Genomic DNA, 16,435 nt, shown 5'->3' with positions numbered 1-16,435 from the left:
TTAGTCCGGGACCGGGGTGACCGGCGGCTTGTCCGCCAGCACGGCCTCAAGGTTCGCCATCATCAGTTCGGCCATGGCGTTGCGGGTCTCGACGGTGGCCGAGGCGACGTGGGGCGTCAGGACGCAGCGGTCGCTGTCGATCAGGGCCTGGGGCACGTTCGGTTCGTCGGCGAAGACATCCAGGCCCGCGCCGCCCAGTTTGCCTGAGGTCAGGGCGGCGACCAGGGCGTCCTGATCCACCACCTCGCCGCGCGCGACATTGATCAGCACGCCGGTCGGGCCCAGGGCCTCCAGCACCTCGGCCGAGACCAGGCCGCGCGTCGCGGCGCCGCCCGGCACGATGACGATCAGCACATCGACCTCGGCCGCCAGATCGACCAGGTTCGGCACGTGCCGCCAAGGCGCATCCTTGACCGGATTGCGGTTGTGATAGGCGATGTCGCCAGCGAAGGGCTCCAGTCGCCGCGCGATGGCCTGGCCGATGCGACCCAGACCCAGCAGGCCGTAGCGCAGGCCCGTCGCGCTGCGCGACAGCGGCGGCGGCCCGTCCGAGACCCAGCGTCCGGCGCGGACATAGGCGTCCATGGCCGGCAGGCATCGCAGGGTCCCCAGGGTCAGCAGCAAGGCCAGATCGGCCACGTCCTCGTTCAGGACATCGGGCGTATGGGTGACGACCACGCCGCGCGACCGGGCGTGGGCGACGTCGGTCAGATCATAGCCGACGGCGTGGACCGAGACGATCTTCAGTGCGGGCAGGGCGTCGATCAGTCGGGCGTCCACGGTCGCGGCGCCAGAGGCGGCGACGCCGACGATGCGGTCGGCGACCTCGGGCGAAGGCAGGCCGTCGGGGCCGGGGCGATGCAGGGTCCAGCCCAGACCGGGCGCGCGCTGGGTCAGCATCTTGTCGGCGAGGGCGGGCAGGCCGATGGCCAGGATGTCGATACTCATCCAGCCGTTCTAGGCGCGGGGATGGGCGGCCGCATAGGCGTTCAAAAGTCTATCGGCGTCGACGCCGGTGTATTTCTGGGTCGTGGACAGACTGGCGTGGCCCAGCAGTTCCTGGATCGAACGCAAGTCGGCGCCGGCGCCCAGCAGATGGGTCGCGAAACTGTGCCGCAGGGCATGGGGCGTGGTGCGCTCTGGCAGGCCCAGCCGCCCGCGCAGCTTCTGGACCGAGGCCTGGACATGACGGGGGCTGAGCGGGCCGCCGCGTCGGGCGCGGAACAGGGCGTCTGAGGGCTGAAGCGGGAAGGGCAGCAGGGCCAGATAGGCGTCCACCGCCGCACGCACGGCGGGCAGGATGGGGGCGATTCGGGTCTTGGAGCCCTTGCCGACGATGCGCAGGGTCTCGCCCAGCGGCGCGTCGCTGCGGACCAGCGACATGGCCTCGGAAATCCGCAGGCCGCAGCCGTAGAGCAGGGTCAGCACCGCCCGGTCGCGCGCGGCCTCCCACGGTTCGGCGTCGGGATCGGCGTCGGGTTCGGCCAACAGCCCGCGCGCCTGATCCTCGGTCACCGGCCGAGGCAGGGACGGCTTGACCTTGGGCCCGCGCACCAGAGCCAGTTGCGGCGTGGGCGTTTCCAGCCGCCGGTCGAGGAAGGCGTGGAACCCGCGAATGGCCGACAGGCTCTGGCTCAGCGACCGCGCCGCCAGCGGGTGATCGCCTGAACGGCGCTCGGCCATGTGGGCGCGGACCTCGGCGGCGGTGATCGTGCCCATGTCCTTCAGCGACAGGGTCTCGCCGCGATGGCGTTCGAGGAAGGCGACATAGAGCCGGCCGATGTGGCCATAGGCTTCCAGCGTGCGCGGCGACAGCCGACGTTCGTGCGCCAGATGATCCAGCCAGGCGCGCAGGGCGTCGGAGGCGGTCAGTTCAGGACGGGCCATCGCTCGGCCATCCGCTCCACAACCCGCGCCAGGAAGGCGGCCAGTTCGCAGCCCATGTTCGGGGTGAAGCCTTCCGGCTCGGGCGAGCCGAAGGCGCAGATGCAGGGGCGCGGCGGTCCGCCGGGCGTCAGATGCGGGGCCATGCGGACCAGGGCTATGGACTTCACCTGATCCTCGGTCGCGCCGAAGACGTTAAGCCCCGGGATCATCGGACCCAGCCAGGTCAGGCCGTGCTCGCCCAACAGGTTGTCGACGTCGCCTTCTTCCAGCGCGCGCCAGCCGAAGGGCACGCCGCCGGGCTTTTCCAGGGCGATGGCGGCGCCGGCCAGGCCGAACCGCCCCTGCGCCGCCGCATCCAGACGCCGGGCCAGGTCGGAATGGTTCTTGGCCTCCATCAGGTCCAGGGTCGCCACATGGGTCTGGGTCTGGGCGGCGAAGTTGGCCCGCGCGATCAGTTCGATCTCGCGCCGGGCGCCGGTCTCGCGCTCGACCACCGCCTCCAGCCGCGTCAGGGCGGCGGCGCCGAACTCGACCACGTTGCGGCCGTGCGGACGCAGACCGATCTCTTCCAGCAAGGAGCGGTCGTCCAGCAGGGTCTGGGGATGGGTCTGAAGCCAGCCGCGCACGTCGGGCCAGTGCAGGCCGTCGCCGATATGGGGCGTTGCGTCCGCTTCCGACGTTTCGAAAAGGTCCAATGAGCCGCTCAAACAGACCTCTCCGGGAAACGCGATGCTACAGGATCGACTGACCGGTCTTGGCCCAGTCCGCCACGAAGGCATCAAGACCCTTGTCGGTTAACGGGTGGTTCACCAGGGCCTTGAAGGTGTCGGCGCCGAAGGTGGCGGCGTCCGATCCGGCGACGGCGGCGGCGGCCACATGGGCGACGTTGCGCAAGGACGCGGCCAGGATCTGGGTGTCGAACCCGTGGACGTCATACAGGACGCGGATTTCTTCCAGCAGGCCGATGCCGTCGGCGCCGTTGTCTTCCAGCCGGCCGACGAAGGGCGAGACGAAGGTGGCGCCGGCCTTGGCGGCCAGCAGGGCCTGGGCGGCCGAGAAGCACAGGGTGACGTTGGTCTTGATCCCCTTGTCGGTGAAGACGCGGCAGGCGCGCAGACCGTCCCAGGTCAGGGGCAGTTTCACGACCACGTTCGGGGCGATGGCGGCGAGCTTGTCGCCCTCCTTGACCATGGTCTCGAAATCGAGCGAGACGGCCTCGGCGGAAATCGGCCCCTCGACCAGGGCGCAGATTTCGGCGATGACCTCGGCGATGTTCCGACCCGACTTGGCGATCAGCGACGGATTGGTGGTGACGCCGTCCACCATTCCGGTGGGGACCATGTCCTTGATGACGGCGACGTCGGCGGTATCGAGAAAGAGTTTCATGGGCAGGGCTTTTAGCGCCACCGAACAGCGGATGCGACTCCCTTTCTCCTCCCCATCGCTCGCGATGGGGAGGTGGCGCGGCACGTCTTCGCGCCGTGACGGAGGGGCTCTGGCCGCACGACAGGCGCCCCTGATGCGGCAAGAGCCCCTCCACCGCGTAGCCTGTCCTCGGGCTCGCCTTCGGCGAGACCCGGGGGTGGTCCCCCTCCCCATTGCATGGGGAGGAGACGGCGAGTGAAAGTCGCCTCGGTCCTCATTCCTCTACCGGTGCCGGAAGCCTTTGATTATGAGGTTCCCGAGGCCCTGACCCTGGCGCGCGGCGATCAGGTCGCCGTGCCGCTGGGGCCGCGCCTGATGCGGGGCATCGTGTCGGAGGTGTTCGAAACGACGGGGTCGAACCGGCGGCTGAAGGCGGTGGACAGTCTGTTGGACGATCCGGCCCTGCCGTCGCGCGTCGTGGATTTCGTCGAATGGGCCGGGCGCTGGACCCTGTCACCGCCGGGTGAGATGGCGGCGACGGCGTTGAAGGGCCTTCGCGCGCCGCGTCCCCGGCCGGAACGTCGGGTTCGGCGGGTAGACGAGCGGGCGCCATCGCGGGCCACGTCGGCGCGAACGGGCGTGCTGGAGGCCCTGGGCGAGCGATCCATGAAGGGCGCCGATCTGGCGCGAGCGGCGGGGGTGTCGTCCGCCGTGATCAAGGGACTGATCGACGAAGGCGTGCTGGAGATCATCGAGATCGCGGCCGAGGCGGCGTTCGACCGGCCCGATCCCGATCATGCGCCCGCATCGCTGAACGGCGATCAGGCGGCGGCGGCGGCGGCCCTGGCCGAGGGCGTGACCGGCGGCGGTTTCCGTCCCTTCCTGCTGGACGGGGTCACGGGATCGGGCAAGACCGAGGCCTATCTGGAGGCGGTCGCGCGGGTGCTGCGGGCCGATCCGGCGGCGCAGATCCTGATCCTGTTGCCCGAGATCGCCCTGACCCAGGCCCTGATCGAGCGGATCACGGCGCGGTTCGGCGCGGCCCCGGCCGAATGGCATTCCGGCGTCGCCCCGCCGCGCCGTCGCCAGGTGTGGGAGGCCGTGGTCGCCGGGCGCTGCAATATCGTTGTCGGGGCGCGGTCGGCCCTGTTCCTGCCCTTCGTCAACCTGCGCCTGATCGTGGTGGACGAGGAGCACGACGGCTCGTTCAAGCAGGAGGAGGGACTGGTCTATCACGGCCGCGACCTGGCCGTGGCGCGGGCGCGGATCGAGGGTGCGGCGGTGGTCCTGGCCTCGGCGACCCCGTCGCTGGAGACGCTGTGGAACGCCCAGAGCGGTCGCTACGACTGGCTGAAGCTGGGCGCGAGGCACGGGACGGCGGTCCTGCCGGACATCGCCCTGCTGGACCTGCGCCAGAACACGCCCGATCCCCAGACCTGGCTGTCGCAGCCGCTGCGGCTGGCCATCGGCGAGACCTTGCTGCGGGGTGAGCAGACCCTGCTGTTCCTGAACCGGCGCGGCTATGCGCCCGTCGTCCTGTGCCGCGCCTGCGGGCACCGGCTGACGGCGCCCGACACCGACAGCTGGCTGGTCGAGCATCGCTATACCGGGCGGCTGGTCTGTCACCTGACCGGCTTTTCCATGGCGCGGCCCAAGCTGTGCCCGTCGTGCGGGGCAGAGGATTCGCTGGTCTCGGTTGGTCCCGGCGTGGAGCGGGTCGAGGAGGAGGTGCGCCAGCTGTTCCCCGAGGCGCGGACGGCGGTGTTCAGCTCCGACACCGCGCCGGACGCCAAGTCTGCGCGCGCCCTGATCCAGCGGATGACCGACGGCGAGATCGACATCCTGGTCGCCACCCAGGCGGCAGCCAAGGGGCACAACTTCCCGCGCCTGACCCTGGTCGGGGTGGTGGATGCGGATCTGGGCCTGCGCGGCGGCGACCTGCGCGCGGCCGAGCGGACCTACCAGCTGCTGGCCCAGGCGACGGGGCGGGCGGGGCGGGCCGACCGACCGGGACGGGCCATCTTGCAGACCTGGACGCCCGAGCATCCGGTGCTGATGGCGCTGGCGGCGGGCGACCGGGACGCCTTCGTCGAGGCGGAGATGGCCGAGCGCGAGGCGGCGTCCCTGCCGCCCTATGGCCGGCTGGCGGCGATCATCCTGTCCAGCGAGAATGCGGCTGCGGTTGAGAAGGTCGCCGCCGACCTGGCCCAGGCCATTCCCAACGCCGAACGGCTGGAGGTCTATGGTCCCGCCGATGCGCCGCTTGCTTTGGTGCGGGGGCGACGGCGCAAGCGGCTGCTGGTCCGTGCCGACCGCGACGTGAACATCCAGGCCTTCCTGCGCGCCTGGCTGGCGCGGGTGAAGGTTCCGGCCTCGGTCCGCCTGACGGTGGACGTGGACCCCTATTCGTTCTTGTAGGCGCTCAGGCCGCCATCACCGTGCCGAGCAGCACGCGGGCGCCGGCCCGGCCCAGAGTGGCGTTGGTCGCCGCCTGAAGCTCGGCCGACAGCTGGTCGATATTGGGCACGGCGCCCGGACGCAGGCCGTTGGCGAAGCGCTGGGCGGCGGTGTTGTAGGCGGCGCGAAGACGCGGCGCCGACTGCTGGGCGCGGGTGCGAAGGGCGGCGTCGGGCACATCGACCCCCGTCTCGATGGTCAGAACCCCGCGACGGCCGCTGGCCTGGATGATCGAGGCGGTGATGACCGGCAGACGGAAATAGGTGTCGGCGGACGGCGCGGCGCCTCCGCTCGACGCGCGAGCAGAGGTCGAGGCGGCGGCCGTCGCAACAACGGCGAGACCGAGAAGAGCGCGGCGTTCCATGCCGCCAGCCCTAACCCCAATCCCTTAATTCGCCGTTGCACCCACCGGCATGGGCTTCAGATCCAGCAGGGAGAACAGGCGGGCGTCCTCGTCCTGCTCGGGGTTGGGGGTGGTCAGCAGCTTGCCGCCCACGAAGATGGAATTGGCGCCGGCGAGGAAGCACAGGGCCTGCATCTCGGGGCTCATGGTCTCGCGACCGGCCGACAGGCGCACCATCGCCCTGGGGCAGACCAGGCGGGCGACGGCGACGGTGCGGACGAACTCGATCGGATCGATCTCGCCGGTCTTCAGCACGCGCTCGCCCAGCGGTGTTCCCGTGACGGGGACCAGGGCGTTGACCGGCAGGCTGTCGGGGTGGGCGGGCAGGGTCGCCAGGGCGTGCAGCAGGCCGGCCCGTTCCCGCCGCGCCTCGCCCATGCCGACGATGCCGCCGCAGCAGGTGCTCATCCCCGCGTCGCGAACATGCTCCAGCGTATCCAGCCGGTTCTGATAGCTGCGGGTGGTGACGACCTCGGCATAGTAGTCGGGACCGGTGTCGAGGTTGTGGTTGTAGTAGTCGAGGCCGGCGTCCTTGAGCTGCCTGGCCTGATCGGCGGTCAGCATGCCCAGGGTGGCGCAGGTCTCCAGCCCCAGGGCCTTCACGCCCGAGATCATCGCCGCCAGTTTGGGCGTGTCGCGATCCTTCAGCTCGCGCCATGCCGCGCCCATGCAGAAGCGGCTGGCGCCGCCGGCCTTGGCGGCCATGGCCTCGGCGATGACGGCGGTCGGCTCCATCAGTTTCTCGGCCTTCAGCCCGGTCTTGAAACTGGCCGATTGCGAGCAGTAGCCGCAGTTCTCGGCGCAGCCGCCGGTCTTGATCGACAGCAGCTGCGACTTCTGGACCTGGCTGGGGTCGAACCAGCGCCGGTGGACCGAGGCGGCGTCGAACACCAGCTCCATGAAGGGGCGGGCGAACAGGGTCTCGACCTCCTCCAGCGTCCAGTCGTGGCGGGGTTGCGCCGCGTCGATACCTAGGTCGAGGCGGGCGGGAAGGGTGCGGGAAAGGTCGTCGGCCATGACCCAACGACTAGCATCCGTTTCCCCTGATGCAAGCAGGGTCATACGCAAAAGCGTAATTTTGCAAATCTGGGCCTTCACAAAATTGGGCGTCACGACAGCGCATCACATAAGGATATCTTTATGGGTTTCTTGCTCCTTTTGTCCGCTCGGGCTATGAGGCCCCAAACCTTCTTGCGGCTCGGAGCCCTGACATGACCGACTACATCGTTCGCGACATCACCCTGGCCGATTGGGGCAACAAGGAAATCGAGATCGCCGAGACCGAAATGCCGGGCCTGATGGCTCTGCGCGAGGAGTTTGGCGAGCAGCAGATCCTGAAGGGCGCCCGCATCGCCGGCAGCCTGCACATGACCATCCAGACGGCGGTCCTGATCCAGACGCTGGAAGCCCTGGGCGCCGAAGTGCGCTGGGCCTCGTGCAACATCTTCTCGACCCAGGACCATGCCGCCGCCGCGATCGCCGCAGCTGGCACGCCGGTCTTCGCCACCAAGGGCGAGACGCTGGAAGAATACTGGGACTATGCGCATAAGATCTTCGAATGGGCCGACGGCGGCTATCCGAACCTGATCCTGGACGACGGCGGCGACGCGACCCTGCTGACCGTGCTGGGCCCCAAGGCCGAGAAGGACATCTCGGTCCTGGCCAACCCGCAGAACGAGGAAGAGGAAGCCCTCTTCAAGGTCATGAAGCGCTATATCGCCGAGAAGCCCGGCTTCTATTCGGCCATCCGCGACGCCATCGGCGGCGTGTCGGAAGAGACGACCACGGGCGTTCACCGCCTGTATCAGATGGCCGAAAAGGGCGAGCTGCCCTTCCCCGCCATCAACGTCAACGACAGCGTCACCAAGTCCAAGTTCGACAACCTGTACGGCTGCCGTGAATCCCTGGTCGACGCCATCCGTCGCGGCACCGACGTCATGCTGTCGGGCAAGGTCGCCGTGGTCTGCGGCTATGGCGACGTGGGCAAGGGCTCGGCCGCTTCGCTGCGCCAGGGCGGCGCCCGCGTGATCGTGACCGAGATCGACCCGATCTGCGCCCTGCAGGCCGCGATGGAAGGCTATGAGGTCCAGACGCTGGACGACACCGCCGGCCGCGCCGACATCTACGTGACGACGACCGGCAACAAGGACGTCATCACCGTCGATCACATGCGGCAGATGAAGAACAACGCCATCGTCTGCAACATCGGTCACTTCGACAGCGAGATTCAGGTCGCCGGCCTGAAGAACTTCAAGTGGGACGAGATCAAGCCGCAGGTCCACCACATCGAGTTCCCGGACGGCAAGAAGATCATCCTGCTGTCGGAAGGCCGTCTGGTGAACCTGGGCAACGCCACCGGCCACCCCTCGTTCGTGATGTCGGCGTCCTTCACCAACCAGACCCTGGCCCAGATCGAGCTGTGGACCAACGCCAAGGCCTACGACAACAAGGTCTATACGCTGCCCAAACACCTGGACGAGAAGGTCGCCATGCTGCACCTGGCCAAGCTGGGCGCCAAGCTGACCGTCCTGACCAAGGACCAGGCCGACTACATCAACGTGCCGGTCGAAGGCCCGTTCAAGACGGATCACTATCGTTACTAAGACCCTCATACCGAGGGGCCTGTCATGACGAGGGCGTCGTTCGACGTCCTCGTCGTGGGGGCAGGGGCGGCCGGGATGATGGCCGCCATCGAGGCCGGACGACGTGGACGCCGGGTGCTGGTCGTGGATCATGCCGACCGGCCGGGCGAGAAGATCCGCATCTCGGGCGGCGGGCGCTGCAACTTCACCAATCTGGGCTGCGGGCCGACGAACTTCCTGGGCGAGAACCCCCGGTTCGCGACCTCGGCCCTGCGCCGCTACACCCAGCACGACTTCATCAAGCGGATCGACAAGGCCGGGATCGCCTGGCACGAAAAGACGCTGGGCCAGCTGTTCTGCGACGACAGCGCCAAGCAGATCGTCCGTATGCTGACGGATGACATGGCTGCGGCGGGCGTCACCCTGAACATGAAGACCGGAGTGGAGCGGATCGCGCGGTCGGCTGATGGCTGGTCGGCGACCCTGTCGGACGGATCGCAGGTCGCGGCGGTGTCCCTGGTCGTGGCGACGGGCGGCAAGTCGATTCCCAAGATGGGCGCGACCGGCTGGGCCTATGATATCGCGCGCCAGTTCGACATTCGCGTCACCGAGACGCGGCCGGCCCTGGTGCCGCTGACGTTCGAGGCGGGCCTGCTGGAGACGCTGGTTCTGCTGGCCGGGGTGGCTGTGGACGCCTCGGTCGCCTCGGCGCCCGAAGGGACCAAGGCGCGCAAGGCCAGTTTCAACGAGGCGATGCTGTTCACCCACCGGGGCCTGAGCGGTCCGGCCATTCTGCAGATCAGCTCCTACTGGCGCGAGGGCGAGGCGGTGGTGGCCAGTATGGCGCCGGGCCGCGACGTGTTCGAGGAGATGAAGGCGGCCAAGGCGGCGAACGGACGCCAGGCCGTGCATACGGCGCTGGGCCATATCGTGCCGCGCCGCTTGGCCGAAAGCCTGTGCGTACGTGAAGGCGCGTCGGGCAATCTGGCGGACCTGTCGGACAAGGTGCTGAGGCGGCTGGATCAGGCGGTCAACGCCTGGGCCGTCAAGCCGGTGGGGTCGGAAGGCTATCGCACCGCCGAGGTCACCCTGGGCGGGATCGATACGGCCGCGCTGGATCAGCAGACGATGCAGGCCAAGGCCGTTCCCGGCCTGTATTTCATCGGCGAGGCGGTGGACGTGACCGGCTGGCTGGGCGGCTATAATTTCCAGTGGGCGTGGTCGTCGGGCTGGGCGGCCGGGCAGGTCTGCTAGGTTTTCAGGGTGCAATCTGTGCACTTTGGCCGGTCGGACCGACCGAAAAACACCGTCTAATTCCTCTAATGTGTCTCCTTCGGCGCTCGATCTTGCGCGCGCAAGACGATGTCAAAGACCAGGGAATCCAGTTTAACCGGGTTTGGCGCCGTGACCGGCAGATGGTCCCTGGTCGGTTTCAAAGCACGGAAAAGCTGCGCATTTTCCTCGGCAGATAGGATGGAAGGGCGTCGAAAGCACCCTGCGGCCCCGCGACGCATGGCGGCGGGGCAGGGCGGCGCCTAGCTTGAGGGAGCGGAACGGGCCCCTCTGGCGTTGTTGCGGTCTGGCGTTCCCCCTTCCTTGCGCCGGGCTGTGCGACGCGATGTCGGACCGCACGGGTGCGTCGATGCGATGGGGCTTTCTCCCCTCCTGGCTCGTCGTATCGACCGCCCGATCCTGAATCTTTCGACCGGAGCCCGAAATGCCTCTTCTGATGTGTCCCAACGACAATGCCGCCATGCAGACGCTGGAGCGCAACGGCGTCCAGTTCGACATGTGCCCCGACTGCCGGGGGGTCTGGCTGGATCGCGGCGAGCTGGAAAAACTGATGGCCGCCGCCGTCGAGGAAGGCCGCGCCTCTGCGCCGGTCGCGCCCGCGCCCCAGGCCTATGCTGCGCCGCCGGTTCAGCCCCAGCCGCAGCAATACGCCCAACCTCATCCCCAACCCCAGCCGTGGGGTGGTGCGGCGCCGCAGCCCTATCGCGACGACCGGGGCTACAAGAGCGACAAATACCGCGACGACCGGTATCGCGACAACGAGCATGGCTACAAGAAAAAGAAGCGCGACAGCATCTTCGACATCTTCGACTGAGTGTTGAGATAACCTCCCGTCACCCTCGGGCTCGTCCCGAGGGCCCACCCCGGATCGCGCTTTGCATGGGGGGGGCGAGCGGTGCGTAACCCCGACCTTCCGTGTCCAAACCTGCCGTGGGCCCTCGGGACGAGCCCGAGGGTGACGGGTTGCGGGAGAGGCTAGGCGGCGAGACCCGCCGCCTGCATCAGGCCCTTCAGGGCGGCGACGCTTTCGGGCGCGGCCGACAGGGCGGTGCGGACGTCCGGCGCGCGCAGAAGCTTGATCGCTTCGGACCGGGCGCGGTCGGCCGCCGGCCCCAAGGGGCCGGCCTCGCCTGTCGCCAGTTTCAGCAGGGCCGCCAGCTTCTGGGGGGCGGAGACCTGGGCGCGGACGATCTGGGCGATCAGGTTGGCATCGACCTCCAGATTGGCGCCGACCGCGCCGATGGCCTCGGCGATCTGGGCCTGGTCGTGTTCGCCCAGATGGGCGGCGCGGACCGCGCGTTGCAGGCGCGCCAGGGTCGCCAGTTTCTGTGACGCGCTGGGGCCGCCGGGCACGGCCTGACGCATCTCGGTCTCGAACCGCAGCGAGCCGATGCAGGCGCTGAGCCAGCGGGCGGCGGCGCGCTTGTTGGCTCCGCCGGTGACGTTCTCGCACAGGCGTGTCAGCTGTTCGGCCTCGGCCAGGACGGTCGGGCAGGGGTTGACGTAGGCGCCGACGAAATCCGCCGTGACCAGGCTCTTGGAGCGTTCGACGAAGGCGGTCTGAACCTCTTCCAGCGTCAGCAGCCGGCCGGCCGAGGATGTCAGGGCCATGGCCAGAAGCCGCAGGATGTCGATCTCGCCCACCGGATCGGCGGGGCGAAGGCGACGCGGGCTGGTCAGTTCGCGCGTCACCAGACGGGCCAGGGACGCGGCCAGAAGCGGGAAGTCGCCGGCCGCCAGATGCACGCCCAGGCGCGCGGCCGGGCCGTCCACATCGGGCATCATCAAAGCGAGGCGCGGGTCCATGCGCAGAAGGCCGTCCATCTCGGCCGGGGCCACCATCCGCACGATGGCCGCCAGATTGGCGCCCTGATCAAGCGACGGGCCGAGGATTTCGGTCAGGTTGGTGCGCACCGCCAACATTTCGGCGACGATCTGTTCGACCACCACGACGACCAGGGCGCGCGGCGGACCGTCCGTGGGGGCCGCGTCCATCAAATCCATCAGCGCGCCCAGCCGCTCGCGCGCGCCGCGTCGGTCCTTCAGGGCGCCGGCGACGACGCCGCCCATGCTGAAGGCGCGATCCGAAGCGCCGGCCAGACGGTGGGCCAGGTCGGCGATGGAGCGGCCTTCCAAAGCAGGGAACATGCCGTCGCGGCCGGCCTTGCGCAGGCGCGCCATGCCCTGTTCGACCAGCTTCTGATAATGGCGCACGACGCCGTGGACGTCCTGGCCGGTGGCCTGGCTTTCGGGGACGGCGACCTTCTGGATGGCGTGCTGAAGCTCGACGCCCGAGGCCTCCAGCCGTTCGGCCACGTCCGGGCGGTGCAGCAGTTCGAATGCGGTGACGCCCTCGCGCTTCAGCCAGTCCTCAAGCACCCGGCCGATCATGGCGCGGGCATGGGGGGAATAGAGCTCGGCCGGGCCGTTGCAGGCCGGTCGGAGCGTCGGGTCGGCGACCTTCTTCTTTTTCTCTTCCGGCGCGCCCAGGGTCAGGATGGTGAGGGAGCTGAACTCCATCGTGTCGGGGTCCAGCGTCTCCTTGGTGACGCGCGAGGCGACGGCGAGGCGGTCGTTCAGCTGGTCTTCGGCGGTCTCGATGGCGTGTTTGCGGTCTTCGGTGGCGATCAGCAGGGTCCAGGCGGACGGCGCGCTCTTGCGGACATAGACTTCGTAGTGGATCGGACCGGCCATGGCGCCACCCTGGCGCGCAAGGCTTTAAGGCGAGGTTTGCAGAGGCGAATTTGGCGCCGCGTTGAAATGGGCGGGGCGACGAACCATCTTGGGCCTTCGCGCGCTGTTGGAGATCGTGGAGCGAATTCCCTTCTGCCCGCCGGGCTCCAGCCCTAATGTCACCGTGATCGAACGGTTACGCTTGTTGCGCGTTGTCGTTCGCGAGAACGCAAGTTCAGGAGAAGACAGACTTGGCCAACATCACCCTGATCGATGACGACGAGAACATCGTGGCGTCCGTGTCGCTGGCGCTTGAAAGCCATGGCCACAAGATCACCGCCTATCACGACGGCGCATCGGGCCTGGCCGCGCTGGAATCCTCGCCGCCCGATCTGGCGATCCTGGACGTGAAGATGCCGCGCATGGACGGGATGGAGGTGCTGCGTCGCCTGCGCCAGACCTCGCAGATCCCGGTCATCATGCTGACGTCCAAGGACGAGGAGATCGACGAGATCCTCGGCTTCAACCTGGGCGCCGACGACTATATGCATAAACCGTTCAGCCAGCGGCTGCTGATCGAACGGGTCAAGGCGCTGCTGCGGCGCACGGGCGCGGACGGCGGCGAGCCGGAGACGGCGGCCGAGGTCTCGGGCCGGGCGATCAAGCGCGGCAAGCTGTCGATGGACCCGGCGCGTCATGAGTCCACCTGGGAAGGCAAGCCGGTCAAGTTGACGGTGACAGAGTTCCTGCTGCTGCAGGCCCTGGCCCAGCGTCCCGGCTTCGTTAAGAGCCGCGACAACCTGATGGACGCCGCCTACGACGATCAGGTCTATGTCGACGACCGCACCATCGACAGCCATGTGAAGCGGATGCGCAAGAAGTTCCGCGCCGTGGACAATGAGTTCGACGCGATCGAGACCCTGTATGGCGTCGGCTACCGCTACCGCGAGAGCTGATCTTCCGGGCGGGCGAGAGCCCGACGAGGAGCCTGTGCGCCGGCCGTTGTTCCGCTTCGGCGGATCGCGGCTTGGCGGCTTCATCCTGGTGCTCAACCTGCTCAGCCTGCTGATCCTGTTCGGCGGGGCGCTGGCGATCAATGAATGGCGTCCTGGACTGATCGAGGCGCGTCAGGAATCGCTGACGGTTCAGGCTGAGCTGCTGGCCAATGTGCTGCGCGAAGAAGGCGTGACGCGGGGAGAGCCGACGCCCGAGCTGGACCCCATTCGCGCATCGATCTGGCTGACCGATCGGTTCATCCCGGCGGGCCAGCGGGTGCGGCTGTACGATGTGAACGGCCTGTTGCTGGTCGACAGCTATCAGGTGACAGAGGCCATCGGCGGCCGTCCCTTACCCGACGCGCAGCCGGCGGGGACGGCGGCGGAGGACGCCGCCAAGGCCAATCTGCTGTCCGAGCGCCGCGTCGCCCGGGCCGACAGCGAACTGGCGGCCGAGGTGGCGGCGGCGCTGGACGGCTCGCCGCAATCGACCCTGCGTCGCAACGAATCCGGGGACCGCGTCGTCTCCGTCTCCATTCCGGTGCGCCATGTGCGCCAGGTGCTGGGCGTGCTGACCGTCGAATCCGGCGACGTGGATGAAATCCTGGGCGCCCAGCGTCAGGCGCTGTTCCCGTTCGCCCTGGTGGCGCTGGGGGTCAATCTGCTGGGATCGTTGCTGCTGCATCTGTTCGTGGCGCGGCCGATCATGCGGCTGTCGGCGGCGGCGGATCAGGTCAAGCTGCAACGCGCGCGCGCCATCTCCCTGCCCGATCTGGAGGATCGCAAGGACGAGATCGGCGACCTGGCGCGGTCGCTGGAATCCATGACCGATACCCTGTCCACGCGAATGGACGCCATCGAGCGGTTCGCGGCCGATGTGTCGCACGAGATCAAGAACCCCCTGACCTCGATCCGCTCGGCGCTGGAGACCCTGCCGCTGGTCAAGACCGACGCGCACCGCGAGAAACTGACGGCCCTGCTGCAGCAGGACGTGCGGCGGCTGGATCGGCTGATCACCGACATTTCCAACGCGTCGCGCCTGGATGCGGAACTGTCGCGGGACCGGCCGCGTCCGGTGGACGTGAACCGGCTGCTGGCCGACATCGTCGGCATCTATGAAACGACGGCCAAGCCCGGCGACATCCCGGTGACCTTCACGGCGCCCGAGCAGCCGCTGCGGGTCATGGGGCGCGACGGGCCGCTGGGGCAGGTGTTCCGCAACCTGATCGACAACGCCCGCTCGTTCAGCCCGGCCGGCGGGGTGGTCAAGGTGACGCTGGAAGAGACGACCGACGACCTGCCGATCCGCGTGCGGGTCGAGGACCAGGGACCGGGCATTCCGGCCGAGAACCTGGAAACGGTGTTCGAGCGATTCTACACCTCGCGGCCCAAGGGAGCGGTGTTCGGATCGAACTCGGGCCTGGGCCTGTCCATCGTGCGTCAGATCGCCGAGGCGCACGGCGGCCGCGTCCATGCCGAGAACCGTCCCGAGGGCGGCGCCCGGTTCGAGATCGTCTTCCCGGCGGTCGGCCGCAGGGCATGAGGATGGAGCCTCCCGTCCACGCGACCACGGTCGCCGTTCGCAGGCGCGGCGCGTGGCAGGGGGTGATGATCCTGGGGCCGTCGGGCGTGGGCAAGAGCGACCTGGCGCTGCGGCTGATCGCACGGGGTTGGCGGTTAATCAGCGACGATTACACCCAGGTCTGGACGTCGGGCGGGGCGGTTCATGCCTCTGCGCCCGCCTCGATCGCGGGTCGGATCGAGGTTCGCGGGGTCGGAATCGTGTCCGCGGCGACACGCCCCCTGGCCCGCGTGGTGCTGGCCGTCGCCTGCGTGCCGGAGGCCGTCGAACGGCTTCCAGAGCCGCAGACACGGCGTTTCGCGGGGGTGGACCTGCCCCTCTTGGCGCTGGACCCCAGACCGGCCTCGGCCGTCGATGTGGTCGCAGTCGCGCTTGAGACGCTTTGAAAGCCCGAAAGACGGGTCTATGACACGCCCCTTGCGGTCCAAAGAGGGCGGCGTCCGGCCTTCCTTGCCGGGCGGGGGAATGCCTGGGACGGTTCAGGGCGGGATGCGAGTGAAGTCCTCATGATCGGTCTGGTGATCGTCACCCACGGCGGGCTGGCGTCCGAGTTTCTTTCCGCCATGGAGCATGTGGTCGGCCCGCAGCGCGGCGTCGCGGCCATCTGCATCGGGCCGGAAGACGACATGGAGCGTCGGCGTCGCGACATCGTGGACGCGGCGGCGGCCGTGGACGACGGCGACGGCGTCATCCTGCTGACCGACATGTTCGGCGGCACGCCCTCGAACCTGGCGATTTCGGTGATGGAACAGACGCATGCCGAGGTGATCGCCGGGCTGAACCTGCCCATGCTGATCAAGCTGGCCAGCGTGCGCGGTCGCGAGACGCTGGAATCCTGCGTGGCCCATGCGCAGGACGCCGGGCGCAAATACATCTCCGTCGCGTCCTGGGTGCTCGCAGGCGAAAAATGACCGTCACCGCGACCCTGAACATCTGCAACACCCGGGGCCTGCACGCCCGCGCCTCGGCCAAGTTCGTCAAACTGGCCTCCAGCTTCGAGAGCGAGATACACGTCACTCGCGACGGGGTGACGGTGGACGCCCGCTCGATCATGGGCCTTTTGATGCTGGGCGCCGGCATCGGCTGCAGCATCGACGTCTCCGCCGAAGGGCCGGACGCCGAAGAGGCGATGGAAGCCCTGACGGACCTGGTCGCGCGGAAGTTCGACGAGGATCAGTGACTGGTGGTCGCTCTATTG

At 68.5% G+C, this 16,435-nt stretch carries 16 protein-coding genes; 9 read left to right on the top strand and 7 right to left on the bottom strand.

Annotated features, from left to right (window positions below; all coding sequences use genetic code 11):
* Genes ACQY72_RS08605 through fsa form a run of 4 tightly spaced genes read right to left on the bottom strand, consistent with a single transcriptional unit; the run spans position 1 to position 3,273 of the window.
* The gene (locus ACQY72_RS08605; protein ID WP_428153009.1) at positions 1-948 is read right to left on the bottom strand and encodes a 2-hydroxyacid dehydrogenase; all 948 of its coding nucleotides are present in this window, start codon (positions 946-948) and stop codon (positions 1-3) included.
* Positions 949-957: 9 nt separating this feature from the next.
* Positions 958-1,887 (bottom strand): tyrosine recombinase XerC, encoded by a 930-nt coding sequence (locus ACQY72_RS08600; protein ID WP_428153008.1) that lies wholly within the window; start codon positions 1,885-1,887, stop codon positions 958-960.
* A complete protein-coding gene (locus ACQY72_RS08595; protein ID WP_428153007.1) occupies positions 1,869-2,582 on the bottom strand; it encodes a DUF484 family protein in 714 nt (237 codons plus the stop codon). The genes ACQY72_RS08600 and ACQY72_RS08595 overlap by 19 nt, the downstream gene beginning before the upstream one ends.
* Before the next feature lie 37 nt (positions 2,583-2,619).
* Complete coding sequence (gene fsa / locus ACQY72_RS08590) at positions 2,620-3,273, bottom strand: fructose-6-phosphate aldolase (RefSeq protein WP_284876490.1); 654 nt, start codon at positions 3,271-3,273, stop codon at positions 2,620-2,622.
* A 216-nt stretch (positions 3,274-3,489) separates the two neighbouring features.
* On the opposite strand from fsa, the gene ACQY72_RS08585 reads away from it, so the two are divergent.
* Positions 3,490-5,670, top strand: coding sequence for a primosomal protein N' (locus ACQY72_RS08585; protein ID WP_428153006.1), 2,181 nt, complete (start codon positions 3,490-3,492; stop codon positions 5,668-5,670).
* 4 nt (positions 5,671-5,674) lie between these two features.
* Here ACQY72_RS08585 and ACQY72_RS08580 read toward each other — a convergent pair whose 3' ends face one another.
* Both ACQY72_RS08580 and bioB read right to left on the bottom strand, forming a co-directional pair.
* A complete protein-coding gene (locus tag ACQY72_RS08580) occupies positions 5,675-6,073 on the bottom strand; it encodes a Tat pathway signal protein (RefSeq protein ID WP_428153005.1) in 399 nt (132 codons plus the stop codon).
* Between the two features lie 24 nt (positions 6,074-6,097).
* Positions 6,098-7,129, bottom strand: coding sequence for a biotin synthase BioB (gene bioB, locus ACQY72_RS08575; RefSeq protein ID WP_428153003.1), 1,032 nt, complete (start codon positions 7,127-7,129; stop codon positions 6,098-6,100).
* Between the two features lie 194 nt (positions 7,130-7,323).
* Between bioB and ahcY the strand changes: the two genes are divergently transcribed.
* The 3 genes from ahcY to ACQY72_RS08560 all read left to right on the top strand — a co-directional run bounded on the left by ahcY (position 7,324) and on the right by ACQY72_RS08560 (position 10,801).
* Positions 7,324-8,715, top strand: a complete 1,392-nt coding sequence (ahcY, locus tag ACQY72_RS08570; protein ID WP_428153002.1) for an adenosylhomocysteinase — start codon at positions 7,324-7,326, stop codon at positions 8,713-8,715.
* Positions 8,716-8,739: 24 nt separating this feature from the next.
* Positions 8,740-9,948 carry an NAD(P)/FAD-dependent oxidoreductase gene (locus ACQY72_RS08565; protein ID WP_428153001.1) on the top strand — a complete coding sequence of 403 codons (1,209 nt, stop codon included), beginning with the start codon at positions 8,740-8,742 and terminating at the stop codon, positions 9,946-9,948.
* Between the two features lie 463 nt (positions 9,949-10,411).
* Positions 10,412-10,801 carry a zf-TFIIB domain-containing protein gene (locus tag ACQY72_RS08560; protein ID WP_428153000.1) on the top strand — a complete coding sequence of 130 codons (390 nt, stop codon included), beginning with the start codon at positions 10,412-10,414 and terminating at the stop codon, positions 10,799-10,801.
* 161 nt (positions 10,802-10,962) lie between these two features.
* On the opposite strand, the gene ACQY72_RS08555 is transcribed toward ACQY72_RS08560, so the two are convergent.
* Complete coding sequence (locus ACQY72_RS08555) at positions 10,963-12,681, bottom strand: hypothetical protein (protein ID WP_428152999.1); 1,719 nt, start codon at positions 12,679-12,681, stop codon at positions 10,963-10,965.
* A gap of 230 nt (positions 12,682-12,911) precedes the next feature.
* Between ACQY72_RS08555 and ACQY72_RS08550 the strand changes: the two genes are divergently transcribed.
* The 5 genes from ACQY72_RS08550 (at position 12,912) to ACQY72_RS08530 (ending at position 16,417) form a co-directional block, all read left to right on the top strand.
* A complete protein-coding gene (locus ACQY72_RS08550) occupies positions 12,912-13,616 on the top strand; it encodes a response regulator transcription factor (protein ID WP_372693363.1) in 705 nt (234 codons plus the stop codon).
* On the top strand, positions 13,585-15,198 hold the full coding sequence (locus ACQY72_RS08545) for an ATP-binding protein (protein ID WP_428152998.1): 1,614 nt from the start codon (positions 13,585-13,587) through the stop codon (positions 15,196-15,198). Before ACQY72_RS08550 ends, ACQY72_RS08545 begins: the two co-directional genes overlap by 32 nt.
* Positions 15,199-15,200: 2 nt before the next feature.
* Positions 15,201-15,623 carry an HPr kinase/phosphorylase gene (locus tag ACQY72_RS08540; RefSeq protein ID WP_428152997.1) on the top strand — a complete coding sequence of 141 codons (423 nt, stop codon included), beginning with the start codon at positions 15,201-15,203 and terminating at the stop codon, positions 15,621-15,623.
* 120 nt (positions 15,624-15,743) lie between these two features.
* Complete coding sequence (locus tag ACQY72_RS08535; protein ID WP_135193946.1) at positions 15,744-16,148, top strand: PTS sugar transporter subunit IIA; 405 nt, start codon at positions 15,744-15,746, stop codon at positions 16,146-16,148.
* Positions 16,145-16,417 carry an HPr family phosphocarrier protein gene (locus tag ACQY72_RS08530; protein WP_017506134.1) on the top strand — a complete coding sequence of 91 codons (273 nt, stop codon included), beginning with the start codon at positions 16,145-16,147 and terminating at the stop codon, positions 16,415-16,417. Before ACQY72_RS08535 ends, ACQY72_RS08530 begins: the two co-directional genes overlap by 4 nt.
* Positions 16,418-16,435 lie beyond the last annotated feature (18 nt).

The organism is Brevundimonas sp., from assembly GCF_965279155.1.
In the GTDB taxonomy this organism is placed as follows: domain Bacteria; phylum Pseudomonadota; class Alphaproteobacteria; order Caulobacterales; family Caulobacteraceae; genus Brevundimonas.
This window is presented reverse-complemented; position numbering and strand designations above follow the sequence as displayed.